Source organism: bacterium, assembly GCA_024742285.1.
Lineage (GTDB): Bacteria > Myxococcota_A > UBA9160 > UBA9160 > UBA4427 > UBA4427.
This window is the reverse complement of the sequence record JANSYR010000008.1, coordinates 37,631-61,028: the sequence shown is the minus strand read 5'-3', so window position 1 is coordinate 61,028 and position 23,398 is coordinate 37,631. Positions and strand designations below refer to the sequence as shown.

Here is a 23,398-nt window from a genome sequence, read left to right as displayed (position 1 = left end):
GTCAGGACCCGGAAGGGAGAGGGGGCGACATGCGCGTGATCCGCGTCGACGACGAGCCCGAGTACGGTGTCGCGCTCGGGAGCATCCTCGTCAGTCTGCTCGAGCCCGCGCCCGGCGCGGCGCGCGAGTTCAACCGCTGGTACGAGCGGGACCACTTCTACGCCGGGTGCATGACCGGGGAGCATTTCTTCGCCGGGAAGCGCTTCGTCGCCACCCGGGACCTGAAGGCCCTCCGCTATCCCGCCTCGTCGCCACAAGTGCCGGATACCTCCATCGGCTCCTTTCTCGCCCTCTACTGGATGGAGCGGGGCTTCCATCAGAAGGCCGAGGACTGGTCGCTCGAGCGCGTACTCTGGCTCTACGAGAACGACCGGATGGGCGGGAAAGCCAAGCGTCGCGCGGTCCACGCGAGCTTCTACGCCCACCGCTTCGGGGTCACCCGCGACGACGACGGAATCCCGCCCGAGGTTGCGCTCGACCATCCCTTCCCGGGGATCGTCCTGATGCTCTCGGAGCGGCCGGAGGGCGTGACGCGAGACGCGCGTGAGGCCTGGCTTCTGGACGAGTACCTCCCGAAGGCGTTGCCCGGATCGAGCGCGGCGCTCTGTCTCGCCCTCGATCCGCTCCAGCTCCCCGAGACCTCGCCGGCGTACGTCGAGCCGGACGAAGGGGCGGACCGGCGCTCGCTCGAGATCTTCTTCCTCGACCGCACGCCGGACGCGGCCTGGCAGGAAGAGTTCAGCGGCTTCGGCGCGGCGCAGGAGGCGGCGGGGATGGGTCGCGTCTCGATGGCCGCCGGCTTCATTCCGACGCTGCCCGGCACCGACCGCTACGTCGACGAGGTCTGATCCGAGGGCCTCGGGCCGGATCTGCGCTCTCGCTACCGGTCGAATGCCGGTGGTCGCCGGGGCCAGAAGAGGTAACGTGAATCGTCCGAGACGCACCGTCTCGTAACTCCATTCCCACTCCATGAGTGCGCCCTCGACCGCGTCGGCGGGGAGCCGCCGACGGGAGATGCGACGTGGCCCCGGCCTCGCTTCGGACAGGACGAGCCCGCCTCGAGGATCGGCGCGCGCGACGGTTCGCCGTCGCCGCGCTCTTCGCGGTGGCTCTGTTCGCGTGGCCGCGCGTCGTCTTCGCAGAAGCAGACGCAGAGGAGGCCGCCATCGAAGGCACGCCGTCCGCGGAGACGGGCGACTACGTCCCGCCCGTCGTCGAGGAATGCGACCGCGGGCAGAATCCGACGGCCCACGCGGTGTTCGTCGACGAGGCGCCGGTGATCGACGGGCGGCTCGACGATGCAGTGTGGGCGAAGGCGCCGCCCATCACCGACCTCACCCAGGTCGAGCCGATCTTCTGTACGCCGTCGAGCTTCGAGAGCGAGATCCGGATCATCACCGACGGCGACAAGCTCTATCTCTCGATCCGCGCCTACGACCCGGATCCCGAGAAGATCGTCGCGAATCGGATGGGGCGGAGCGACGTCTTCTTCTACGACGACAACTTCACGGTCCTGCTCGATACCTTTCACGACCGCCAGAACGGGTTCTTCTTCCAGGTGAACCCCAATGGCGGCCGCCGCGACGGAACCTTCGCACGCGGCGTCTTCGAGGAGAACTGGGACGGCATCTGGTTCGCCGACGCCGTGATCGATTCGAAGGGCTGGACCGCCGAGATGGAGATCCCCTTCAAGACCCTGCCGTTCCGGCCGGGCGCCGACGACTGGGGCCTCCAGATGTTCCGACGCGTTCGTCGGTACAACGAGGAGAATCGCTGGGCGGACCCGTCGCGCCAGCGCTTCGGGATCAACATGAGCCGGGCCGGCACGCTGACGGGCATGGCCGTCGCCGAGCAGGGGCTCGGCCTCGACGTCGTCCCGACTTTCTCCCTCGGTGCGAACGTCGACCAGCAGGGGGACACCAGCGCGCCCGGCATGCGCGACTACGACGCCCATGCGGAGGCGCGGATCGAACCGAGCTTCGATGCCTTCTACCGCGTGACCCCGGGGCTGCTCCTCTCGGCGACGGCGAATACCGACTTCGCGCAGACCGAGATCGACGACGCCCAGGTCAACCTGAATCGCTTCGATCTCTTCTTTCCCGAGAAGCGCGAATTCTTCCTGCGCGACACCGGGATCTTCCAGTTCGCCGACCTCGAGGGATCCGATGGGATCCTGCCCTTCTTCTCTCGTCGGATCGGCCTCCAGAGCAATCCGCGTGCGCCCCGGCTGGCCCGTCAGGCGCTCGCCCGCGGCCCCCGCGACGTCCGGCTCCTGGGCGGCGGCCGGCTGACCGGTCGGGTGGGCCGATACAACATCGGCTTCATCGACATCCAACAGGATCGCAACTTCCAGAGCGATCCGCCGAACGGAGCGGGTACGCGCTCGGACCTCGGTGGCGAGAACCTCGCGGTCGCCCGGGTCTCCGCGAACGTCCTCGAGGAGTCGAACGTGGGCGTCCTGCTCACGCACGGCGATCCCGAATCGGATCGCGAGAACCTGCTCGCCGGCGCCGACTTCAACTACCGGAGCAGCCAGCTGGTCCCGAATCGCTTCGTGTCGGGGAATCTCTGGATCCAGCAGGACTTCTCGGGACGACAATATGGGCGCCGCGAGACCGCCTGGGGCGCGACGCTCTCGTACCCGAACGACCGGGTGAACTGGAGGCTGCGCTTCCGGGACGTCGGCAAGCGATTCGATCCGGCGCTCGGCTTCGTGAACCGACGGGACCTCCGTCGCTACGACGCCCAGTACCGATATCGATGGCGCAATCAGGAGAGTCTCATCCGGACCTGGGACGTCACCTTCGACGGCGACCTCACGACCGACCGGAACGACAAGATCGAGACGGCCAATCTCTTCCTGCCCTTCAAGGTCACGAGCCAGGTCGACGACTCGATCGAGATCCTCTTCTACTACGCCTACGACGCGCCGAAGAACGCCTTCTACATCGCCGACCACATCGGCATCCTGCGCGGTCGCTACCACAGCATGTCCGGGATCCTGCGCCTCGAGACGAGTCAGCACCGCAAGGTCCGGTTCCGCTACAACACCGGCCTGGGCCAGCTCTTCGGAGGCATCGGGCTCCGGACCGCGCCCCTGGTCGAGTGGCGGCCGTCGAAGTACCTGCTCCTCTCCCTCGAGTACGACCGTCGGCAGTTCTGGGGGATCGAATCGTGCTACGGCCTGGTCGACGGGGATCCGGCCTCGCGGAACTGCGTGAATGCGACGCCGAGCGCGGACGTGCAGAAGCGTCAGTTCACGATCCAGCTGGCGCGACTCCGGCTCCAGGTGAACTTCACCCCGGACATCATCTGGTCCACCCTCCTGCAGTACGACAACGCGACCGAGGCGGCCCAGTTCCAGACGCGGCTGCGCTGGATCGTCGAGCCCGGGCGCGAGTTCTTCGTCGTCGTCGGGCAGAACGTCGACGCGAAGCCCGGCGACCTCCGGGTGCGCGAGACGCAGCCGACCGCGAAGATCCGCTGGACGTTCCGGTTCTAGGCGCGCCCTGGGATCGCGGCGAAGATCCGCGCCGGGCTAGAAGTTGAAGCGGAGGCCCCCGAAGCCCTCGTGGGCCTCGTACTCGTATTCGAAGCGCCGCGGGTTCCCGGACTCGGTCCCGGTCACGTCGAACTCCAGGGAGCGGATGTAGCGGTAGCCGAGGACCAGCTCGGCGTGTTCGGAGAGCGCGTGATTCACACCGGCCATGACGTTGTAGACCATGGTGCTGTCCGTATCGTCGATCGAGAGCTGGTTGGCGCCCGCGGTGTTCTCGCCGTCGATGCGCGGCATGCCCCAGCCGATGCCGAGGCCGAGCCAGGGGGTGACCGGGACCGGCAGGTCGTAGTCCTCGAGATCGAAGTCGTAGTAGGCGTTGTACATGACGCTCAGGAGCGACATCTCGGAGCCCTTCGCGTTCGAGCTCTCGCCCTGGACCTTCATCCGGTCGATCTCGCTCAGCCGGAAGCCCACCTGGACCTCGACGCGGACGTCGTCGGTCACGTAGCCGCCGAGGCCGCCGCCGATGAAATAGCCGATCGGGGCCGGGCGGACCTTGCCGAAGAGGCCGATGCTCGCGCCGTTCTCGCCCCGGATCGTGCCGTTCGGGTTGTGCGTGATGCCGGCGAGGTACTCGACGTAGAGCGAACCGGTCTTGTCGTCGCTCTCCTCGTCTTCCGCCGTCGCGGTGGAGGCGGCCAGTCCGAGGCTCAGCATCACCAGGCCGGTGAGGGCGAGTCGGAACAGTTCGTTCGTCGAGGGGCGCGGTCGGGTCACGGGGCACTCCATGCGTTGGGTCACTCTCGGGTGGGCGAAACTGCGCGCCCGGGAGCGGGCTTCCAGAATAGGCCAAAAAACAGGGCCGAAACCCCGCCGTAGCGACGGTGTTCGGAACGACTGTCGATCCGTCAGGTCCGCTGGGAGGAGATGTTCCCGCCGTCGACGACGAACTCGGACGCGGTCACGTAGCTCGCTTCGTCCGAGAGCAGGAAGCGCACGACCCGCCCGACTTCCGCGGGCTCGCCGACGCGCTCCATCAGGATCCGTTCGGTGAATCGCTCCTCGCCGAGGGCTTCGAGGGTCGGATTCATCATCGGCGTCCGGATCTGTCCCGGCGAGATCGCGTTGATCCGGATGCCGTCGCGTGCGAGCCGGTCGGCGAGGGAGCGCATCATCGCGAGCGCGCCCCCCTTGCCGGCGGAGTAGATCGGGTTGGCGGCGTTCCCGAGCGTCGCGTTGATCGACGCGAAGGTCACGATCGACGAGCCCGCATTCGACGCGAGATCCGGAAGGAGGGCCTTCGCGAGGAGGGCGAGGGGGCGGAGGTGGACGTGGATGCCCTCGTCGAAACTCTCCGGCGTGAGGCCGTCGAGGGAAGCGGCGTCCACGATTCCGGCGGCGTGGACCAGGCCACCGATCGTGGGGAGCGCCGCGCGCGCCGCCTCGACCCCCGCGTCGAGGGCCGCCGGGTCGCGCACGTCGACGGCACAGCCGTGGGCGACGACGCCGTGGCTCGACGCGATCTCGTCGGCGACCGCCGCAGCCTTCGCGCCGTCGAGGTCCCAGAGCGAGACCGGCCGACCGACGGCGGCGAGGGCCTCCGCGGAGGCGCGACCCAGGCCGGAGGCACCGCCCGTCAGGATCACGCCGGTCGAGGGGCTGCCGAGGCGCGGGGTGAATTCGTTCGTGTCGCTCATGGGCGTCTCCTAGTCGACGTCCGTCGGTCCGGGGATCTTCTTCTCGAGGAGGGCCTCGTAGCGATTCCGGAGCTGGGCCCGATAGCTCGGCTTCGTGGGGATCAGGAACTCGTCGCCGCGGATCCCCGCCAGCACCGGCTCGACGACGGCGCTCGGGGGCATGCCGGTGTCGAGCTGCTTCTGCAGGAACTCCCGGACGACGGCGCCGTCGGGCGTCTCGTCCGTGCCGAAGGTGCTCGGCCGGACGCGGGCGGTCTTCGCGATGCCCGTGTCGAAGGAAGAGGGCGTGAGGACCGAGGCGCCGATCTTCGAGCCCACCGCCGCGAGATCGAGGGCCAGGGACTCGGTCAGGGAGAACGCGGCGCATTTCGAGACGACGTAGGGCCCGGAGGTCGCGCCGGCGACGAAGGCGGCGACGGACGCGGTGTTCACCACGTGGCCCGGCGTGCCCTGGGCGATCATGCGCGGCACGAAGAACCGGATGCCGTGGATGATCCCGAAGACGTTCACGCCGAAGGTCCAGTGCCAGTCCTCGAGGCTCCGCTCCCAGGCGAGCCCGCCCTGGAAGATGCCCGCGTTGTTGACGAGCAGGTCGACTTGACCGAACTGCTCGAAGGCCGCGTCGGCGAGCGCCTCGACGTCTTCGGGCTTCGAGACGTCGGTCGCGATCGCCAGCGCTGCGTCGCCGATCGATTCCGCGGTCGCCTTCGCGTTCTCGGCGTCGATGTCCGAGCAGACGACCCGCATCCCCTCCGCCGCGAACCCCGCGGCCAGGGCACGGCCGATTCCGCTGCCCGCGCCCGTCACGACCGCCACGCGGCCCTCGAACTCCGTCAACATCGCGCTCTCCTCGTCATCCGGGTCGCACGTCATCCGTCGCCCGGGCAGTCGATGCTAGGGAATCGCACACAGCGCCGTCAGCGACCCAGGAGAGCGGTCGCCCGCGCCTCTCCGGCGGTCCCGCCTCCGCGCGATACCCTCTCGGGATGTGTGACACCCTCGTCGCGCGCGGTGCCCGGACCGCGGACGGGGCGACGCTCTTCGCCAAGAACAGCGATCGCCGCGGCCGCGAGGCGCAGCCCTTCGTCCAGTTCCCCGCCGCCTACCATCCGAGGGGGGCACGGGTGCGCTGCACCCACATCGAGATCGATCAGGTCGCGGAGACCTATCGCGTGATGGGCCACTCGCCGGCGTGGTGCTGGGGGTTCGAGCACGGCGTGAACGAGCATGGTGTCGCGATCGGCAACCACGCGACCTGGTCGCGCGAGCCGCTCGAACCCCAGGCCGGCCTGATCGGCATGGACCTGGTCCGGCTCGGCCTCGAGCGCGGCCGCGACGCGCGCGAGGCCCTCGAGGTGATCGCCGCGCTCCTCGAGACCCACGGCCAGGGTGGCTCGTCCTTCGGCGAGAGTGGCGACGACGGTTACCAGAACAGCTTCGTGATCGCCGACGGGCGCTCGGCCTGGGTGCTCGAGACGACCGCGCGGGGCTGGGCGGGTCGGGCGGTCGACGGCGCGGGGCTGACGAACGCGCTCACCCTCGGCACGGAATGGCAGATCGGCTCCCGGGATCTCGAGCGGAGCGCCCTGCAGCAGGGCTTCTGGGAGCACGACGGCCGCCTCGACTTCAAGGCAGCCTACGCGATCGAAGGCTGGCCCTCGTTCCTCACCGACCGACGACGGCGGGCGAGCGCGCGATCGCTCGCGGGGCCGGCGCTGACGCTCGGCGCCATGAAGAGCTGGCTGCGCGACCACGCGGGCCAATCGCTGCCGCCGGACGCGGGGCGCGCCACGGAGGACCCCGACCGCTACAGCGTCTGCATGCACGCGGATCCGATGTCCATGACGACGGCGAGCCTCGTCGCGCGTCTTCCCGAGGAGATCGGGCGGCGGCCGTGGCCGGTCTGGATCTCGTTCGCGACGCCCTGCACGGGAATCTTCGTGCCGGTCTACCTCGACGGGACGATCCCCGGTCGCTTCGCGCGGCCGCCGGCCGCCGAGGAATCGGAAGGCGTCGGGGTCGCGTGGTCGGCCTGGGAGGCGATGCGTCGTCTGCAGGAGCGGGCGACGACCGACTTCGAGCGCACGATGCCGATCCTTCACGAAGGCTGGAAGGAGCTCGAGCGCGCCGTGGAGCTCGACCGGCTTCGCGTCGAGCAGGAGGCCGCCGTCGCCTACGACGAGCAGCACTTCGAAGAAGGGGAGCGCGTGCTCACGCGTTTCATGGAAGAGACGGCGGACCGCCTGGTGGATCAGGCGAACGCGCTCACTGCTTCGCTCTGAACGCGATCCGGATCGAGAAGTCGGACCGCCTCACGGGTCATCGTCGCGCATTCGTCCACCGGTCGACGCGACGCGTTCGCGGGTGACGGCGGGGGCAAGGTGAACCCTCGCTTGCGGCGACTAGGCCGTGCGGATCTCGGATGCCGCAACGGCGGGACGAACGCTGCGTGCGCGAACGAAATACTCGTCGCGCAGCTCCCACGGCACGCCCAGCGCATTCAGGATGTGCCGCTTGGTCGCCTGTCGGCAGGGTCGTCCCTTCTCGACCGCATGGATCGTTCGGGGGGAGACGTTGGCCTTCTTGGCGAGATCGTTCTGGGTCCAGCCGAGGGCCTGGCGGGCGGCGCGAATGCGATTCATGGGGGTGCTTCTCTGCGTGGGATGCGAAGTCGGGTTCGCTTGGGGTCGCTGGAAGGAGAGAGTCAGGGTGGGGCGAGAATAGCGCCCGGCTCCCGATCCGGCGCCGGTGAATTCCTCCCAAGTGCCTGATTCCCATGGGGCTTTCGAGTCGATTCGCCACGGGATCGAGCTGGGTCCCCAGGGGGTCCAGGCGGGGTGCGCGGCCTGGCGGGGCGGCTCGACGGTGGCACCATCGCGTGATGCCCGACTTCGCGCTGGTCCACGGGGGCGCCCACGGCGCCTGGTGCTGGGAGCGGCTGGTGCCGCTTCTCGAGGCCGACGAGCGGGTGCGCCGCGTCGTCGCGATCGACCTCTGCGGTCACGGGGCCCGGCGAGACGCCAAGCCCCAGGAGGAGATCACGCTGGCCGACTACCACGCCAGCGCCCTCGAAGATCTCGAGCGCCACGATCTGCGGGACTGCGTGCTCGTGGGGCACTCGATGGCGGGGATCACGATTCCGGCCGTCGCCCACCGGGCACCGGATCGGATCCGCCATCTCGTCTACCTCGCGACGACCAATCCGCCGGCCGGGCGGAGCGCTCTGGATTCGATGGACGATCCGCGCTCGCCCGTCGCGTCGGGGATCGACATCGAGGCGGCCTTCTGCAGCGACCTCGACGCTCCGACCTCGGCGTGGCTCATCGGAAATCTGGGGCCCCAGCCCCCCGGCCCCATGGCCGCGCCGGTCGAGATCGTGCGCGGGCCCGAGGGCGTGCCCCAGACCTACGTCCTCTGCGAGGACGACCGGGTCCTTCCGGCGGACTACCAGCTCGACCAGGCGGCGACGATCGGCGCCGATCGGATCCTGCGGCTCCCGACCGGGCACAGCCCCTTCGCGTCGCAGCCCGCGGCGCTCGCCGACTGTCTGCTCGCTCTGCTCTAGTGCGGCGCTCGCCGACTGCCTGCTCGGCCTGCTCTTGCCGGGCGCGCGGCTAGATCCCGATCTCCGCGCGCAGGCGTCCGATCGGGCTGTCCCATTCCGAGAAGTGCGAGAAGAACGCGCTCGGCATCGCGCCGCCGAAGCACTCGCCGCTGACGGCGATGTAGCGCCGCGGGTAGGGCGTGATCGAGCGCGGCGCGACCGCGTGGACGGCGTCCGGGGTGTTCATCCACATCACGACCTGATTGCCGCGATAGGGCACCTTCTTCACCGTCTCGAGATAGCGGTCCGGCACCTTCTTCATCTTGCGCTTCGGGAAGGGGCCACCTCGCAGCCGGAAGAGCTCGTACTCGCCCCCGGTCGACTCGTCCTTCTCATCCCGGATGTAGAGGAGGGCCGAGAAGAGCTTGGCCCCGCGATCGACGTGGGGGCCACGCGGGGAGCCGACCGCCGTCACCGGCGTGTTCACGCCGAACTGGCAATCGATCATCACGTCCGCCCGCCGATTCTCGGGGGAATCTCCCTTTCCGGATCGGCGCGCCGTCGTGAAGTCTTCGAGGGGCTTGCCGAAGTTCGCCTCGAGGCCGGGGTGGCGATCGTGGATGTCGTCGCCCCAGATCCCGCAGGCGCTCTCGAAGACCGGACGGCCGGTGTTGGTCTCGATGAACGAACGCCAGAAATCGGGCAGATCGTGGTCTTCGAGGCTGGCGTCGCTCGACCGAAGGTACGTGCGGTTGTCTTCGGGGCTGTCGGTCTCGGCGACGTACGCCGTGGCCGGAAACTCGCGCTCGATCCTCGCGTAGAGATCCTCGGGCAGGACGTCTTCGACCACGAGATGGGGGAAGGGATCCCGCTCGATCGCGGCGTGGCCTTCGCGAATGGCGCACAGCACGTGATCGAGGACGTTCAGATTCATCGCAGTCTCGGACATGACCGGCTCCGTGGTCAGGAGGACGCGCCTTGCGCGACACCCTCGAGGCCGTATTCCGTCTGGAGCGACGTGTCCTCGACGTCCGCTTCGTAGATCCCCTGAATCGGCATCTGGAAGGGCGTGTCGCGCTCCTTTCGCAGGATCGCGAACGAGAGGAGCTTCGGGTTGGTTCGCTGGAGACGTCGGATCTCCGCGCCGAACTGTCGGGCCTCGGACTTGCCGGCGAATCGCTTCAGCCAGCCGCGCGGGCCGCGCGCGAGGGTCTTGGCCTCGGACATCAACACGTCGATCCCGACCCGGGTCTCCTTCGCGAGGATCGGCGGCGGGTTCGTGCCTGCGCCCGGACCGAAGCCGGTCAGGCCTTCGCCGTCGCGATTCGAAACGCCCATCGCCACGACCGAATAGCCGTTGGCGGCCGCGAGCGCCTGATAGAGGTTCGGGTGGATCGAGAAGAACCCGTGGTTCACGTAGTCGATGAAAGGCTGGGCGTGGATCATCAGCCCGCCCGGCTTCGTCAGCTGATGCGTGTTCTGGTAGATCGTGTGCTGGTTGAACACGTGCTCGCCCGTACCGTTGTTGGTCACGAGGGAGAACGTCTCTCGGTAGTCGTACGCGAGGGTCAGGTCCTTGTTCAGGTCCATCACGAGGCTGCCGTAGCGCTCGTTCACGTCGATCGCGCGATAGTCCGAGAAGCCCAGCAGCCGGTAGTAGTCCTCCGCGCGCTCGCCGCGGTTCGACTCGCCCTGGACGATCAGCTTCTCGAGCCCGGCCGCGTCCACGTCGTCGCGCTCGCCGATCCGCCCGAGCACGGTCCGGAGCGTACGGTCGTTGGCGCGCAGGGTCTGGTTGCCCAGCTCCAGCACGGTCGGCTTCGGGTCGAGACGATCGACCGTGGAGCAGACGAGGAGGGCCATCAGCGAGTTGAAGCTCATTCGGGTGTCCGGGGCAGCGGGCCGCGAGGGGCGCGGCCGAGCGGGTCGAAACGGGGAGTCCGACGGGGGCGGGCACACGAGGGGGCGAGCCCCCCGCGCTCGCGCGCAGGCTACCACACCCGGCTCGTGCGCCGGCATTTGGTCGGGGCCCGGCGGCGTGCTACTCGATCGCCAGCCCGGGCCGGGGGGACCGATCGCCCGAGGCGCCGATTTCCTTCACAGAATCAAAGACCTACGTGCTCTGTGCGGCGAGGCCCGGAACCGGGACGCCACCCCGGACGACGTAGTACCCTGTCGCGGTCCACCGCGGCGGCCCGGCCGGAACCACGCCGCGCCCGACCCGAATCTCCCCCCAGCAAGGACCCGAGATGGCCGAGTACACGCGAGAGAATCCCAGCCCCGAATACCGGGCGATGGTCGAGATGTACGAGACTCTCCACGAGCAGGGGGCCGACAAGGCGCCGGGCGCCGGCAGCGAGGACGAGCACCGGCCGCCGGAAGAGACGTTCGCCGGCAAGATGCTCGCGCAGCACGCGCCGACGATCCGAACCATGATCCAGCGGACCGGGGCGAAGACGCTCCTCGACTACGGCGCCGGCAAGGGCCAGTCCTACCGGACCAAGGACATCAAGATCGGCAACGAGGTCGCTCCGACGATCCAGGAGTACTGGGGCCTCGACGACATCCGATGCTACGACCCGGGCTACGAGCCCTTCAGCCAGCTACCGACCCAGCAATACGACGCGGTGATCTCGACGGACGTGCTCGAGCACATCACCGAGCCCGATCTGCCCTGGATCCTGGACGAGCTCTTCTCCTTCGCGCGCTGCTTCGTCTTCGCGAACATCGCCTGCTACCCGGCGAGGAAGAATCTTCCGAACGGCCAGAATGCCCACTGCACGGTCCAGCCTCCCGAGTGGTGGTGCGGGATGATCCACGCCGTGGCGATGCGACACACCGAAGTGTCGTATCACTTCAGTCTGGCGACCCGGACCGGACCGAAGAAGATCCTCGGTCTCGTCGGCAAGCGCGGGCTCGAGCACCACGTCTCGGAGCGCTGGGTCTAGCGCCCCGCCTGTTCGGGCGTCTCGAGGAGCGTCTTCGCGCGCCCCACGATCCGCGCGAAGTCGTCGTCCGGCAGGACCTCGCCGGGGCGTCCGCCGAAGGCCGGGAAGTCCGCCGCCCAGCCCTGCTCGATCATCTTCCGTGACACGCTCGCCAGATCGCGCCCGAATTTCAGGCCGAGGGCGGAGGCGAGATCGCTGATCGACTCGCCGAGTCCGGTACGCGGCGTTTCCGGCGAGCCGTGCAGAAGCCGCTTGGCCGCGGCGCGCAGGTCCTTCTCGACGGAGCGCACGCGGGTGTGCGGCGCGATCGCGAGGGGTCGCCCGAGCCGCGCGACCTCCACGAGCATCGAGATGCTGTCCGGCGTCACGACGAACTCGTCGCCCCCCGCCAGGAACGCGAGGTACGGGTTCTCCGTCGCCTCGGCGCTCCACGCGTAGAGGAAGACCCGTCCACCGGCTTCCCCGGTCGCCCGCCGCAGGACGTCGAGGGCGGGCTGCGGGGTCCTGCGACTGGTCGAGATGAGCAGGGAACCGCCGGCGTGGCTCGCGCGTTCGAGGGCGCCGTCGAAGAGCGTGCGCGCGTCCTCGGGGCCGAGCTCGAAGGGATGGGAGGATCCGCCCAGGAGGAGGACGGTCCACGGGCGGGGGAGGGAGCCCAGGCGCGCTTCCCACTCGCTGCCGGCCCGCGCCAGGGCCTCGACGTCGGGCGATGGCTGGAGTGGCCAGTCGAGGCGCACGATGTTGGGACGCGCCGGGACGTCGTACTGGGGCGGGGAGAGGACGAGGTCGAAATGGCGCGGACCGGGCGGACGATTCATCTGTACGAGGCGTGTGCGGCCGCCAGACTTCCAATGGACCCATCGCACCACCGGGACCTGGCGCCAGCCCGTCGAGATGACCATGTCCGGCCAGGGGGCCTCGAGGGCGGACGAGCGTTCGCGATCGACGGTGTCGACGCCCGGGCCGAGCATCAGGCGCCAGGTCGCGGCGCGCTCGTTGAAGACGATCTTCTTCTCTTCGAAGGGCTCGCCGAGCGCGGTCGCGAGGCGCAGCGACTGCTTGTCGTCGCCGGTTCGGCCGCTCGTCAGTACCCAGACCCTCGCCATCGGCGCAAGGCTAGCAGGGCGCGGCCGCCCGGCCGGAGCGCGGGGTCGTGGGCGGCGGCCGCGGCGGTCTTTCGCGAACGTAGGGACGAGGAGGCGCCATGAACGAACTCAGCTTCAACACGATGAATCGCTCGCCTTTCATGATCGGCGACGACGACCCCGACCTCCCCGGGCAGATCGAGGCGGCGGGCAAGGCGGGCTTCGCGGGCTTCGGGCCCGACGAGGCCTCGATCGCGAGATACGTCGCGCAGGGCGGGAGCGTCGAAGAGCTCGCCGACCGGATCGAGCGGGCCGGCATGCGGACCTTCGAGCTGCCGACGCTGATGGTGAGCGGAGACCTGGCGGCGACGAGCGCGTCGATCGAACGGCTGGTGGGCTACGCCGCCGTGCTGCGACCCGACTTCGTCCAGGTGAACGTCGAGGGGGAGGTCGACGCGAACGTGATCGAAGGCCTGCGCCACGCAGGGAGAGCGTTCGGCCCGATCGGGGCGCGCCTGGCCATCGAGTACCTGCCCTGGCTGCCCGCGATCAAGGACATGAAGTCGACCCGCGCGCTGCTCGACGAGGCGGGTGTCGAGGGCGCCGGCGTGCTCGTCGACACGTGGCACTTCACGGTCAGCGACGACACCTGGGAGGAGCTCGAAGCGATTCCCCTCGACGAGATCGCCTACGTGCAGTTCGACGACCATCCGGAGTTCGAGAGCGACGACCTCGTGCAGGAGACGATCATGCGCCGGGTGATGCCCGGCGAGGGCCGATTCGAGCTCGAACGCTTCTGCGCCGTTCTCGAGGCGAAGGGATATACCGCCCCGGTCAGCTGCGAGGTCCTCTCGCTCGAGACGCGAGCGATGGACCTCGACGCCTTCGCGCGCCGCGTCTTCGAGACGACGGCGCCCTACTGGCGATAGGCCCGCTCGACCTGCCCCGAGAATCGGGCACACTCGGTCCTGGAGGTCACCCATGTCCGACCGCATGCTTCTCATCTCGTCCGACTGTCACGCCGGGCTGCCGCCCGAGCGCTATCGCGAATATCTCGATCCGGAGTTCCGCGAGGCCTTCGACCACGCGCTTCCGATCCAGATCGCGAATACCCGCGAAGCCGAGAAGATGTTCCTCGTCCAGGAGATCAACGAGGAGTGGCGGCGGGGATGGGAGTACGAGCTGACCGGCGCCTGGGACCACGACGCCCGGACGAAGGTGCTCGACGGCGACGGGATCGCCGGCGAAGTGATCTTCCCGGACGGGATCACCGAGATGAACGCGCCGCCCTTCGGCGCAGGGCTCGGGCTTCCCGCCGGCGGCGTCGACCCGACGCTCCAGTGGGCCGGGGCGCGCGCCCACAACCGCTGGCTCGCCGAGCTCTGCCAGATGGCGCCGGAGCGGCGATGCGGCGTCGCCCTCGTGCTCGCGCTCTACGACGTGGACGAGGCGGTGGCCGAGGTGCGTTGGGCAAAGGAGAACGGGCTGCGCTCGATCATGATCCCGGTCATGTGGGGGCAGCATCCGCCCTACCACCATCCGCGCTACGAGCCGCTCTGGCGGGTCTGCGCCGAGCTCGACATGCCGATCCACTTCCACTCGGGGCCGGCGGAGAGCGAGCAGTACTTCGGGACCTGGCCGCCGGATCCCGAGGTCGGGACGCTGACCGGCGGGATGGGGATCTACGTCTCCGAGGTCGCCTTCTTCGTGAGCCGGCCGCTCACGTTCCTGATCTGGGGCGGCGTCTTCGAGCGGCACCCGACCCTCAAGGTCGCGGTCACGGAAGGTACCGCGGTCTGGGTCCCCGAGCTCCTCCAGCTCCTCGACCATCGCTTCGCCGAGCACGCCGGCAACGCGAAGCTCGGCGACTACCGGAGCCACATGTCGATGAAGCCGTCCGAGTACTTCGCGCGCAACGTGCGCGTCGGCTCGAACATCCATCGGCGCGAGATCGAGCTGCGCCAGGAGATCGGGCTCGGGACGATGATGTGGGGCAGCGACTATCCCCATCCCGAGGGCAGCTGGCCGGAGACGGCGTCGCGGCTCCAGGAGAGCTTCGAGGGCGTGCCGAGGGACGAGCTCGCCGCAATCCTCGGCGGGAACGCGGCGGACTTCTACGGCTTCGACCGGGAGAAGCTCGCTCCCGTCGTCGCCGAGATCGGACCGACCTACGACGCTTTCGCCTGAGTCCGCAGGGCGCGCCGGTGGCGGCGTGCCCTTCCACGGAGGTCGGCGTGCGCGTCAGAGTCGGATCGGCACCTTCGCATAGCCGCGCACGTTGTTGTTGTGGCTCCACGTGAGGTTGGGCTCGTCGACCTCGTAGTCGGGGAAGCGCGCGAGCAGCTCTTCGAACGCGACCCGGCATTCCTGGCGCGCGAGGCTCTTGCCCAGGCAGAAGTGGTGGCCCTGCCCGAAGTGGACGGTGCGGTCGATCTCGCGGTGGATGTCGAACCCGTTGGGATTCTCGAATCGGCGTTCGTCCCGGTGGGCGGCGCCGGTCAGGAGGAGCACTCGGACGTCCTCCGGGATCGTGATCCCGTGTCGGGTCCACGGCTTCGTCGTCCAGCGCCCCTGGACCTGGGAGGGCGGGTCGTAGCGGAGCATCTCCTCGACGGCATTCTCCCGGATCGCGGGATTCGCCGCGAACTCGGCGCGCTGGTCCGGGTGGCGGAAGAGGGTGACGGCGCTGTTGCAGATCAGGCGGGCCGTCGTCTCGTGTCCTGCGTTTCCGAGCAGGATGCAGAAGCCGAGCAGCTCCTCGAACGAGAGCTTCGTCATCTCGCCGGTCTCGACGTCGCGCAGCTCGCTCCCGATCAGCGCCGAGATCAGGTCGTCCTGCGGACGTGCCTGGCGCTCCTTGATGAAGCCGACGAAGTATTCGGCGACACGGCCCGACGCTTCCCGGGCGACCGGCGGGACCTCGAGCATCCCTGCCTCGCGGTGCATCGACGTGTTGGTGTCGTTCCGGACCTGCTCGCGATCGGACTCCGGGATCCCGAGCATCGTCGAGATCACGTCCATCGGCATGACCGACGCGAGCTGATCGAAGAGGTCGATCTGGTCGCCGGGCTCGAGGCCCGCGAGGCGTTCGGCGGTGATCCGGCGGACGGTCGGCTCGAGCTCACCGACGCGACGGGGCGTGAAGACCTTGCTCACGAGCTGACGGACGCGGGTGTGCTTCGGTGGGTCCATCGAGATCATGAGCGGCAGCGGCGTCATGGTCTTCTCGAGGGTCTGTCCCCAGGCCGAGCTGAACGTTGCGTAGTCGAGGTGGGCATCCCAGACGTCGTCGAAGCGCGAGAGGGCCCAGAACCCCATCTTCTCGTTCTGGTAGACCGGTACCTCGTCGCGCAGCCACGCGTAGGTGGGGTAGGGGTCGATCTGCGTGGTCCAATCGGTCGGATCGTATTCCATCGTCGTCGGGGCTCCGTGCGGGTCATGGGATGACCGCTGTCTCCCTGCCGAGTCTATGCGACGCTACCGGCGCTCGCTCCGTCTCTCTCCCGGTTCCGACTCATGCTTCTCTTCGACGATCCCGCGGCGGCGCTCGCCTGGACCCACGAGCGACAGCGCCTCCACCCGACCCTTTCCGACGTGCGCCGCCACGTGGCGGATCGGCTCGGCTACCTGGTCGGTCGCCGCGCGCGGCTGCTCGATCTGGGCGGCGGCGCCGCGCTCCTCGGTGAGGTCGTGTTGGCGCGACTCGCGGACGCGGCGTACGTCTGGATCGACGAGGCAGAGACCCTGCGCGACCTCGCCGAGGCGCGACTGGCCCATCGACCCGACTGCTTCTTCCGGACGGCGTCGCTCCTCGAAGGGCTGGCCACGGTCGAGGAGGGGGCGGCCTTCGATGCGGCCTGGGCGATCGACGTCTTCGCCGCCCGCGGGCCGAAGGACGCTCCGACCGACGTCCATCGCGCGGTCTTCGCCCGGATGGCGCCGGGCGGCCGCTACTTCGTGTGCGAGCCCTTCGCGGGCGGAGCGGGGCCGGACGACGAGACGCGGCTCGAGACCGTCGACGCCCAGGAGCGGGCACTCGCCGCCGCTGGCTTCGAGGTCGGCGCCTCGCTCACGCTGGTCGGCGCCCTCGCGATCCACGAGATGGTTCGACCCGGCTGATCTGGCGTGCCGTCGATCGCGACCCGACTGACGCCGAAGGCCGCGGCTCAGTGGCGCAGCACGAGGCCGGCGCGCGGGAAGATGCCCGGGGACTCGAAGCCGATCGCCTCGCGCGGCGTGGTGTTCGTCAGGTTCTCGACCTCGACGAAGAGCTCGAGCGCGTCGCACGGCGTCCACGCGACGCGGGCGTCGAGGCGCTCGTAGCCGTTGAGGGTCGTCTGGGCGAAGCCGGTCACGAAGCTCTCCGACTTGATCGACGAAACGCCGAGCACGCGCAGGGTGAGGGTCAGCTCGTCGATCGGCCGCCCGATGATCTCGGCGAAGCCGCGCAGACGCGGACGGCTGCGCGGTGCGTCCGGGCTGCCTTCGAAGTCGGTGTAGTTCCAGGTCCCGCCGGCGCGGAGGGAGAGCCAGTCGTTCGCGTCCCACGAGACCTCGGCCTCGATTCCCCGCGAGATCAGCCGCGAGCGGTTCACGAGCGTGGCACCGTCGAAGTCGATCAGGTCGCGCACCCGGAGATCGAAGTACGAGAGCTGGCCGCGCAGGGTCCCGTCCTCGTTGCGCCCGCGGATCCCGATCTCCCACCCGCGACTCCGCTCCTTGCGGAGCGTCGGCGAGCCGACGAGCGGATTGCCGAGGGCGTAGAACGACGGAAGCTTGAAGCCCTCGCCCCAGTTGCCGTAGAGGATCACGGGGGAATCCACATCGCCGATCGTCACTCCGACGGACGGCGAGAGCCGATCGTTCTCCCCCTGGATCGTGTCGTAGCGGAGGCTTCCACTCAGGGTCAGGTAGCGGAGGATCGATTGCTCGAGGGTGCCGAAAACGCCGACGGTTCGGCGGTGATCGTGGAAGGTCTCGTCGTTGGGAGGCGGGCCCGGCGGGCGGACGACGGTTCCTTCGCTCTCTCCGTCTTCCCAGATCACTTCGACGCCGGTCACGAGGCGGGTCTCGTAGGCGAGGCCACCCTCTCCGTCGGCCTTCTCCCAGAGGTCCAGGTCGAGGGTCGTGGCGAGGTCGGTCCGCTCGTATTCGTCCGAGAGTCGGGAGGCGCCGATGAAGATGAAGGGAGGGAAGACCGCGCTCTGGACTCCGGGAGACGTGCTCTCCTCCCGTCGCGTCGCGTGACCCACGCGATAGTGGATCGTCGCGAAGTCGAAGACCGGACGGACGAGGGTCGCGCCGACGAGGATCTCGCGCGCATTGCGATCCTCCATGCCCGGCAGGATCGCGAGCTCTCCGCCGCCGCTCGAGTCGGGGAAGCCGCGCGCGCTGCTCTGATGGATCCGGGTGAAGACTTCGAGCTCGCCGATCGCGGGGACGTCGCTCGTGAGCTTCGCCTTGAGCGACGCCCCGTCGAAGCCGCCGTTCGACTCGGGGTCGTCGAAGGTCTCGATCGCCGCGCCGAGGGAGAGGCCCGTTCGCCGACCGAGGCCGGTGCGCGCCTGCGCGACCGCGCTCCCGGACTCGAAACGCCCGCCCCGGACGCGGACGCTCGCCTCCGGCGGATCGCCGCCGCGGCCCTGCTTCGTGATGACGTTGATCGCCCCGGCCAGCGCGTCGGAGCCGTAGACCGTGGAGAGCGGGCCGCGCACGATCTCGACGCGCTCGATGTCGAGGAGGGCGAGGGTGGTGGGGTCGAAGGAGCCGCCGCGGGAGTTGGTCGGGTCGTTCAGGCGGACGCCGTCGACGAGGACGACGACGTGGTTCGGATCGAGACCGCGCAGCGACAGCTCGCTTCGACCGCCGCGCCCGCCCTGGCGTGTGACCTGGAGACCCGGGACGTAGCGCAGCGCATCGTCGAGGGAGAGTGAGAGGCTCGCTTCGAGGTCCTCGCCCTCGAGGATCGTCGTCGCGTTCGGGATCGTCGCGGCCGGGCGCGGCGCGGGCGTGCCCGACACGACCATCTCCTCCGCGCGCGCGAAGTCCGCCTCGTTCGCGCCGGCGCCGTCCTCGGCGGACGCCGCCATCGGCAGGATGGCGGCCAGGACGAGGCGCGGGAGGAGCCTTCGGGGTCGGACGGGGGAACGCAGGGGGGACTCCGGTTGGGGTGGGCGGGCGCGGCGCAGTGTCGACCATCCTGCGCGGCCTGCAAGGCGCTCGGCTCAGTCCCCCGGCGCGAACTCGACGGGATCGCCGATCCGGAGCGTGCCGCTCGACACGACCCGGCAGACCACGCCCGCGCGCCGCGACAGGGCCAGCCGCGCATCGCGCCCGAGCGCGTCCTCGAGCAGCTTGCAGGGTGCCGCGTCACGGACGACCTCGACGTCGATCCCGCCCACCCGGAACCGCGTTCCGGGCTTGCGCGGCACGGCGTCGGCCTCGACGGTGACGTTGCGGCGCGTCGCGCCGGGGTCGATCGGCCCGCCGTGTCGTCGCGCGGCCTCTGCGAGCTCCCCGGTCGCCTGGATCGTCACGTGGCGGTGGCGCGTTCCGTGGTAGCGGTCGCCGACGAGTCCACGTCCCGCTTCGACCTCGACCGCTTCGACCGCGCGCATCGGGAGCCGGCTGGCCTTCGCGACGTGGATCGCGATGACGCGCGGCTCGGCAGCGTCGCTCACTCCTGTGTCCTCGCTTCGGTCGCCATCTCCGCCGCCACCCGCTCCGCCGCTTCGAGCGCCCGGAGGACGTTCTCCCCGAGGACCTTGCGGACCGTCTCCGGCGGGTGCCCCCGCGCGAGGAGCCCCGCGGTCAGGTCCGGCAGCTTCGTGACGTCCTCCATGCCCGCCGGCATCGAGATCACGCCGTCCCAGTCCGCGCCGAGCCCCACGTGGTCCGGTCCGGCGACCTCGATCGCGCGGTCGAAGTGATCGAGCAGGACGTCGAGGTCGCAGACCGGGACGGGGTTCGCTTCGAAGAAGGCGGTGCGTTCCGCGGCGAGCCGTTCGGGGTCGTCGGCGAGCGCCTCGCGACGCTCCATCAGGGTCGGGCCGTGCGTCCGGAACCAGGCGCTCGTGGCCTGCGCCGTCTCCTCGTCGATGTAGGCGGGGTAGAAGTTGATCATGACGACTCCGCCGTTCTCGGCGAGGGCGCGGAGCATCTCGTCGCTCATGTTGCGCGTGTGGTCCGCGACGGCACGGACGGAGGAATGGGAGGCGATCACCGGGGCGCGGCTCGTCTCGATGGCGTCGAAGAAGGTCGCGTCCGACACGTGGGAGACGTCGACGAGCATGCCGAGGCGGTTCATCTCGCGGACCACGTCGCGACCGAAGTCGGTCAGGCCGCCGTGGGTCGGTTCCGGGATCGTCGTCGTGCCGGAAGAGTCGGCCCAGGTCGTGTTGAAGGAGTGGGTGAGCGTCAGGTAGCGGACGCCGAGGCGGTGGAAGAGGCGCAGGGCGGGGAGGCTCTCCTCGATGATGTGCCCGCCCTCGATCCCCATCAGGCTGACGAACTTGCCTTCGGCGACCGCCGCGCGTAGCTCCGCGACGGAGTGGGCGACGACGACGTCGTCGGGATTGCGACGCGCCATCTCGTGGACCGCGTCGATCCGCTCGAGAGCGATCCGCAGGCCGTCGCCCGGGGCACCGAGCTTCCCCGTGTAGACGGACCAGAACTGCACGTCGAGGCCGCCCTCGCGGATCCGCGGCAGGTCCATGTCGCCATCGCCGTCGTCGTGGCGCTCGGTGAAGCTCCATCTCGGGTCGGCGAAGCGCGGCGTCGTATCGGAGTGGCCGTCGACCACGATCGCGTCGAAGTGGAGCGCGACCGCCGGGTCACGCGTCCCGGTCGTGGCGCAGCCGGCGAGGCTCGCGATCAGGAAGAGGAAGAGCAGACGAGACATCGGAAGACCTCGGGGGCGTCGCGCTCAGGTTGCTTCCGGGCGCGAACGACCAAAGTCGGCGCCAGAGAGCGACAGGAGCGCGGGGAGGAGGAAGAGATCGGCGAGGACCGCGGTGCCGAAAGCGATCGCGATCAGGAAGCCGAAGTGGGCCATGCCCTGGTGGTGACGAAGTCGCGGGACACGATCCGTCACGCGGGGGGTTCGCCTTCGATCGTGCATCGCCGCAGGACCCGCGCGAGGCCGCGGTGGTCCGCGCTCCCCGAGTGCTGCGTCGAGCGCTCGTCCCACACGACGATCGCGCCCTTCGTCCAGTGGAAGCGACACTGGATGCTCACGTCGTCGACCCGGCTCGCCAGGAATTCGAGGAGGAAGCGGCCTTCTTCGTCGGGCAGGCCGTCGATCCTCGTGAGATACGACTGGTCGACGAAGAGGCTCTTCGCACCGGTCACGGGGTGGGTCCGGACGAGCGGATGATGGGCGCCGTCGCCCACGAGGTCCATGACCTTGTTCGCGAGCTCTTCCGGCAGGTGGCGTCGGATGTAGTCGACGAAGCCGCCGTCGGTCGCGTGATGTCCGGTCAGCCCTTCGAGCAGGGCCTTCATGGGCTCCGACAGCTTCTGATAGGCGAGCTGCATGTTCGCCCAGAGCGTGTCGCCTCCGGCCTCGGGCGTCGCTTCGCAGCGCAGGACTGCCGCCGCCGGCGGGCGCGGCTGGTAGGTGACGTCGGTGTGCCAGCCGTCGCGGTCGGGCACGCTGTCTTCGGTGTCGACGATGTCGGCGAGGACCTCCGGGTTGCCGAGCGCCGCCTTGATCGGATGGACCTCGGGCTCGCCGAAGACCCGCGCGAGCGCGAGATGGGCCTCGTCGTCGAGGAACTGGTCCCGGAAGGCGATCACGTGGAAGTGGTAGAGCGCGGCGCGAAGCTCCTCCTGGACGGCTTCGTCGAGGGGCGCGTTCAGGTCGAGCCCGTCGATCTCGGCGCCGATCGACGCGGTCATCGGCTCCGCGCGGAAATGCTCGAAGACGGGCATCGGGCGCGCGTAGGGAACGGTCGGGGCGGCGGACATGGTGGGACCTCGCGCCGTCACGGGCGCGGGACGGGCAGACGGATGGTGCTGCAAACGTCGGCGCTTCGCCCGCGGTGAGGCGGGTCGGACGAAGGGCCGCAGACGGCGCTTCGCTACACTGCGGCGCGATTCGCGTCCTCGCGGCGCCAACGTCGAGTCGCGCTGCCCCGATAGCTCAGTTGGATAGAGCAGCTGCCTTCTAAGCAGCAGGTCCCAGGTTCGAATCCTGGTCGGGGTGCCATTCCGCCGCAGATGCGGATCCCGGCCTCGTTCCCGGATCCGATGCCGCGCCCGAGAGCCGCCTCGCCTCGGAGCGCGGACGACGGAGGCCTACTCCTCCGCTCCTTCGTGGTAGAAGACCGTCCCCGAGTCGACGATCTGCACGAGGATTCCGTCCGGATCCGCCGTCAGCAGGTTGTCGTGGACGACGACCGCTTCGTGGCCCTCGGCGAGCAGCTCGTCCTTCGTCGTCTCCAGGTCGAAGTCGTCGACCTCGAGGCAGAAGTGTTCGAGGATGCCGGGGGGCTCGTTCGGAGTGCGCGCCCACTCCCGAGCCTCCGGGACGGTGCGGAAGGATTCGAGGTCGATGTCGGCCTTGGTCTGGAGACTCAGGAAGGTTCCGCCGCCACAGTCGAGGGCGTTGTAGGTCGGGGTCTCGACGAGGCCCAGGCCGAAGAAGCGCTGGTAGAAGGCGAAGCTCCGGTCGACGTCGGCGACGCGAAGGTTCACGTGGTTGAGATGCGCGCGACCCGCGCCGCGCGCTCGCAGGACCGGCGGGGGGATCTCGACGGTCGGTTCGGAAGGCGCCTCGGTCTGGGCTGGCGCTTCCCCGGCGCAGGCGAGGGCGCCGCCTCCGACGAAGCCCGCGATGGCGGCGAGGACGTCGCGGCGGGAGAGCTGGCCCCGTTCGTAGGCGTCGAAGATGCGGTCGATCCGGTCACTCATGGAGATCCTCCTCGTTCTGGAGGCTCCTCGATCGTCCCTCGACGCTCAACCCCGGACTGGCGGCCGGCCCTCCGCCGCGAGTCCTGCGGAGTCGTCGGATCGTCCGGTCGACGCGCGATCCGCGTGCGTCGTGCCGACCTCTTCAGGCCGCGGCCACGTCCACGATCGACCAGGAGTCGTCCAGATCGTTCAGCGTGAGCCGTCTGGCTTCGGCCTCGTCGCGCGCGGTCAGGCTGAGCAGCCGCGAGCGCGGCCCGTTCTTCTTCTTCACGCGCACCTTGAAAACGGTCAGGTCCCCGGCGTTCACGCCACCGACCGCGGCATCCTGATTGCCCTCGGACGCTTCGAGCAGGATCCCCTCCTCGCGGAGAAGCGAGGTGTAGCCGGGGTCGGCTTTCACGAGCGCCGCGCCGACCGCCCAGGCTCGTTTCCCGCTGCGGGCGCCCTGGACACGCCGGACGTGCCAGGCGAGTGCGCTGACCGTGACACGACCCAGGCCCGGGACGTCGATGTGAATCCGGAGCGAATCGTGCTGCTGGACGGCTTCGGGTGAGAGCAGGCAGAGGCCGCCCTCGGACACGTCGAGCAGGCAGCCGGTCAGCTGCTCGTCGCCGACGTGGACGGTGCAGCGAATCCGGCACCTCACACGCTCACTCTGACGGCGATCTTCTTCCACGCGACTCATTCTCCGTCGAGGACGCTCGGTCCACCCC

Annotated in this window: 23 protein-coding genes and 1 tRNA gene; 9 read left to right on the top strand and 15 right to left on the bottom strand. The window is 69.4% G+C overall.

Features of this window, described 5'->3' with window-relative positions:
* Positions 1-29: 29 nt before the first annotated feature.
* Together NXI30_15520 and NXI30_15515 are read left to right on the top strand one after the other, a co-directional pair.
* A complete protein-coding gene (locus NXI30_15520) occupies positions 30-848 on the top strand; it encodes a hypothetical protein (GenBank protein MCR9095630.1) in 819 nt (272 codons plus the stop codon).
* 173 nt (positions 849-1,021) lie between these two features.
* Positions 1,022-3,502 (top strand): carbohydrate binding family 9 domain-containing protein, encoded by a 2,481-nt coding sequence (locus tag NXI30_15515; GenBank protein ID MCR9095629.1) that lies wholly within the window; start codon positions 1,022-1,024, stop codon positions 3,500-3,502.
* Positions 3,503-3,538: 36 nt separating this feature from the next.
* Here the strand turns inward: NXI30_15515 and NXI30_15510 are convergent, their stop codons facing one another.
* The 3 genes from NXI30_15510 to NXI30_15500 all read right to left on the bottom strand — a co-directional run bounded on the left by NXI30_15510 (position 3,539) and on the right by NXI30_15500 (position 6,036).
* Positions 3,539-4,276: an outer membrane beta-barrel protein gene (locus NXI30_15510; GenBank protein ID MCR9095628.1), complete on the bottom strand. Its 738-nt coding sequence runs from the start codon at positions 4,274-4,276 to the stop codon at positions 3,539-3,541.
* A gap of 131 nt (positions 4,277-4,407) precedes the next feature.
* On the bottom strand, positions 4,408-5,196 hold the full coding sequence (locus NXI30_15505) for an SDR family oxidoreductase (GenBank protein ID MCR9095627.1): 789 nt from the start codon (positions 5,194-5,196) through the stop codon (positions 4,408-4,410).
* 9 nt (positions 5,197-5,205) lie between these two features.
* Positions 5,206-6,036 (bottom strand): SDR family NAD(P)-dependent oxidoreductase, encoded by an 831-nt coding sequence (locus tag NXI30_15500; protein MCR9095626.1) that lies wholly within the window; start codon positions 6,034-6,036, stop codon positions 5,206-5,208.
* Positions 6,037-6,182: 146 nt separating this feature from the next.
* Here NXI30_15500 and NXI30_15495 point away from each other — a divergent pair, with 146 nt between their 5' ends.
* Positions 6,183-7,478, top strand: coding sequence for a C69 family dipeptidase (locus tag NXI30_15495; protein ID MCR9095625.1), 1,296 nt, complete (start codon positions 6,183-6,185; stop codon positions 7,476-7,478).
* Positions 7,479-7,598: 120 nt separating this feature from the next.
* On the opposite strand, the gene NXI30_15490 is transcribed toward NXI30_15495, so the two are convergent.
* A complete protein-coding gene (locus NXI30_15490; GenBank protein ID MCR9095624.1) occupies positions 7,599-7,838 on the bottom strand; it encodes a helix-turn-helix domain-containing protein in 240 nt (79 codons plus the stop codon).
* A gap of 239 nt (positions 7,839-8,077) precedes the next feature.
* On the opposite strand from NXI30_15490, the gene NXI30_15485 reads away from it, so the two are divergent.
* Positions 8,078-8,761 carry an alpha/beta fold hydrolase gene (locus NXI30_15485; protein MCR9095623.1) on the top strand — a complete coding sequence of 228 codons (684 nt, stop codon included), beginning with the start codon at positions 8,078-8,080 and terminating at the stop codon, positions 8,759-8,761.
* Between the two features lie 49 nt (positions 8,762-8,810).
* On the opposite strand, the gene NXI30_15480 is transcribed toward NXI30_15485, so the two are convergent.
* Complete coding sequence (locus NXI30_15480) at positions 8,811-9,689, bottom strand: hypothetical protein (GenBank protein MCR9095622.1); 879 nt, start codon at positions 9,687-9,689, stop codon at positions 8,811-8,813.
* Between the two features lie 14 nt (positions 9,690-9,703).
* Positions 9,704-10,621, bottom strand: coding sequence for a hypothetical protein (locus NXI30_15475; protein MCR9095621.1), 918 nt, complete (start codon positions 10,619-10,621; stop codon positions 9,704-9,706).
* 368 nt (positions 10,622-10,989) lie between these two features.
* Between NXI30_15475 and NXI30_15470 the strand changes: the two genes are divergently transcribed.
* Entirely contained in the window at positions 10,990-11,688 is a 699-nt protein-coding gene (locus NXI30_15470) for a class I SAM-dependent methyltransferase (GenBank protein ID MCR9095620.1), read from the top strand.
* Here the strand turns inward: NXI30_15470 and NXI30_15465 are convergent.
* Positions 11,685-12,794: a mitochondrial fission ELM1 family protein gene (locus tag NXI30_15465; GenBank protein ID MCR9095619.1), complete on the bottom strand. Its 1,110-nt coding sequence runs from the start codon at positions 12,792-12,794 to the stop codon at positions 11,685-11,687. The genes NXI30_15470 and NXI30_15465 overlap by 4 nt on opposite strands.
* 98 nt (positions 12,795-12,892) lie before the next feature.
* Between NXI30_15465 and NXI30_15460 the strand changes: the two genes are divergently transcribed.
* Positions 12,893-13,702: a sugar phosphate isomerase/epimerase gene (locus tag NXI30_15460; GenBank protein MCR9095618.1), complete on the top strand. Its 810-nt coding sequence runs from the start codon at positions 12,893-12,895 to the stop codon at positions 13,700-13,702.
* Between the two features lie 52 nt (positions 13,703-13,754).
* Positions 13,755-14,960, top strand: coding sequence for an amidohydrolase (locus tag NXI30_15455; protein ID MCR9095617.1), 1,206 nt, complete (start codon positions 13,755-13,757; stop codon positions 14,958-14,960).
* A 54-nt stretch (positions 14,961-15,014) separates the two neighbouring features.
* On the opposite strand, the gene NXI30_15450 is transcribed toward NXI30_15455, so the two are convergent.
* Entirely contained in the window at positions 15,015-16,187 is a 1,173-nt protein-coding gene (locus NXI30_15450) for a cytochrome P450 (GenBank protein ID MCR9095616.1), read from the bottom strand.
* 102 nt (positions 16,188-16,289) lie between these two features.
* Here NXI30_15450 and NXI30_15445 point away from each other — a divergent pair, with 102 nt between their 5' ends.
* Positions 16,290-16,892, top strand: a complete 603-nt coding sequence (locus tag NXI30_15445; GenBank protein ID MCR9095615.1) for a class I SAM-dependent methyltransferase — start codon at positions 16,290-16,292, stop codon at positions 16,890-16,892.
* A 47-nt stretch (positions 16,893-16,939) separates the two neighbouring features.
* On the opposite strand, the gene NXI30_15440 is transcribed toward NXI30_15445, so the two are convergent.
* From NXI30_15440 to NXI30_15420, 5 genes are all read right to left on the bottom strand, one after another.
* Positions 16,940-18,862, bottom strand: coding sequence for a TonB-dependent receptor (locus NXI30_15440; protein ID MCR9095614.1), 1,923 nt, complete (start codon positions 18,860-18,862; stop codon positions 16,940-16,942).
* A 135-nt stretch (positions 18,863-18,997) separates the two neighbouring features.
* The gene (locus tag NXI30_15435; GenBank protein MCR9095613.1) at positions 18,998-19,453 is read right to left on the bottom strand and encodes an MOSC domain-containing protein; all 456 of its coding nucleotides are present in this window, start codon (positions 19,451-19,453) and stop codon (positions 18,998-19,000) included.
* The gene (locus NXI30_15430) at positions 19,450-20,673 is read right to left on the bottom strand and encodes a dipeptidase (GenBank protein MCR9095612.1); all 1,224 of its coding nucleotides are present in this window, start codon (positions 20,671-20,673) and stop codon (positions 19,450-19,452) included. The genes NXI30_15435 and NXI30_15430 overlap by 4 nt, the downstream gene beginning before the upstream one ends.
* Before the next feature lie 24 nt (positions 20,674-20,697).
* Positions 20,698-20,865: a hypothetical protein gene (locus NXI30_15425; protein MCR9095611.1), complete on the bottom strand. Its 168-nt coding sequence runs from the start codon at positions 20,863-20,865 to the stop codon at positions 20,698-20,700.
* Positions 20,862-21,740 (bottom strand): TauD/TfdA family dioxygenase, encoded by an 879-nt coding sequence (locus tag NXI30_15420; GenBank protein MCR9095610.1) that lies wholly within the window; start codon positions 21,738-21,740, stop codon positions 20,862-20,864. The genes NXI30_15425 and NXI30_15420 overlap by 4 nt, the downstream gene beginning before the upstream one ends.
* A gap of 164 nt (positions 21,741-21,904) precedes the next feature.
* Between NXI30_15420 and NXI30_15415 the strand changes: the two genes are divergently transcribed.
* Positions 21,905-21,981, top strand: a tRNA-Arg gene (locus NXI30_15415).
* 89 nt (positions 21,982-22,070) lie between these two features.
* Here the strand turns inward: NXI30_15415 and NXI30_15410 are convergent.
* Together NXI30_15410 and NXI30_15405 are read right to left on the bottom strand one after the other, a co-directional pair.
* Entirely contained in the window at positions 22,071-22,685 is a 615-nt protein-coding gene (locus NXI30_15410; protein ID MCR9095609.1) for a VOC family protein, read from the bottom strand.
* Between the two features lie 142 nt (positions 22,686-22,827).
* Positions 22,828-23,361 carry a PilZ domain-containing protein gene (locus NXI30_15405; protein ID MCR9095608.1) on the bottom strand — a complete coding sequence of 178 codons (534 nt, stop codon included), beginning with the start codon at positions 23,359-23,361 and terminating at the stop codon, positions 22,828-22,830.
* Between the last annotated feature and the right edge of the window lie 37 nt (positions 23,362-23,398).

What these genes read in the sequence shown, in the direction of transcription:
- NXI30_15520 (MCR9095630.1), top strand. Translation starts at nt 30, where the DNA reads ATGCGCGTGATCCGCGTCGACGACGAGCCCGAGTACGGTGTCGCGCTC.
- NXI30_15505 (MCR9095627.1), bottom strand. Translation starts at nt 5,196, where the DNA reads ATGAGCGACACGAACGAATTCACCCCGCGCCTCGGCAGCCCCTCGACC.
- NXI30_15500 (MCR9095626.1), bottom strand. Translation starts at nt 6,036, where the DNA reads ATGTTGACGGAGTTCGAGGGCCGCGTGGCGGTCGTGACGGGCGCGGGC.
- NXI30_15495 (MCR9095625.1), top strand. Translation starts at nt 6,183, where the DNA reads ATGTGTGACACCCTCGTCGCGCGCGGTGCCCGGACCGCGGACGGGGCG.
- NXI30_15490 (MCR9095624.1), bottom strand. Translation starts at nt 7,838, where the DNA reads ATGAATCGCATTCGCGCCGCCCGCCAGGCCCTCGGCTGGACCCAGAAC.
- NXI30_15485 (MCR9095623.1), top strand. Translation starts at nt 8,078, where the DNA reads ATGCCCGACTTCGCGCTGGTCCACGGGGGCGCCCACGGCGCCTGGTGC.
- NXI30_15480 (MCR9095622.1), bottom strand. Translation starts at nt 9,689, where the DNA reads ATGTCCGAGACTGCGATGAATCTGAACGTCCTCGATCACGTGCTGTGC.
- NXI30_15475 (MCR9095621.1), bottom strand. Translation starts at nt 10,621, where the DNA reads ATGAGCTTCAACTCGCTGATGGCCCTCCTCGTCTGCTCCACGGTCGAT.
- NXI30_15470 (MCR9095620.1), top strand. Translation starts at nt 10,990, where the DNA reads ATGGCCGAGTACACGCGAGAGAATCCCAGCCCCGAATACCGGGCGATG.
- NXI30_15465 (MCR9095619.1), bottom strand. Translation starts at nt 12,794, where the DNA reads ATGGCGAGGGTCTGGGTACTGACGAGCGGCCGAACCGGCGACGACAAG.
- NXI30_15460 (MCR9095618.1), top strand. Translation starts at nt 12,893, where the DNA reads ATGAACGAACTCAGCTTCAACACGATGAATCGCTCGCCTTTCATGATC.
- NXI30_15455 (MCR9095617.1), top strand. Translation starts at nt 13,755, where the DNA reads ATGTCCGACCGCATGCTTCTCATCTCGTCCGACTGTCACGCCGGGCTG.
- NXI30_15450 (MCR9095616.1), bottom strand. Translation starts at nt 16,187, where the DNA reads ATGGAATACGATCCGACCGATTGGACCACGCAGATCGACCCCTACCCC.
- NXI30_15445 (MCR9095615.1), top strand. Translation starts at nt 16,290, where the DNA reads ATGCTTCTCTTCGACGATCCCGCGGCGGCGCTCGCCTGGACCCACGAG.
- NXI30_15440 (MCR9095614.1), bottom strand. Translation starts at nt 18,862, where the DNA reads ATGGCGGCGTCCGCCGAGGACGGCGCCGGCGCGAACGAGGCGGACTTC.
- NXI30_15430 (MCR9095612.1), bottom strand. Translation starts at nt 20,673, where the DNA reads ATGTCTCGTCTGCTCTTCCTCTTCCTGATCGCGAGCCTCGCCGGCTGC.
- NXI30_15420 (MCR9095610.1), bottom strand. Translation starts at nt 21,740, where the DNA reads ATGTCCGCCGCCCCGACCGTTCCCTACGCGCGCCCGATGCCCGTCTTC.
- NXI30_15410 (MCR9095609.1), bottom strand. Translation starts at nt 22,685, where the DNA reads ATGAGTGACCGGATCGACCGCATCTTCGACGCCTACGAACGGGGCCAG.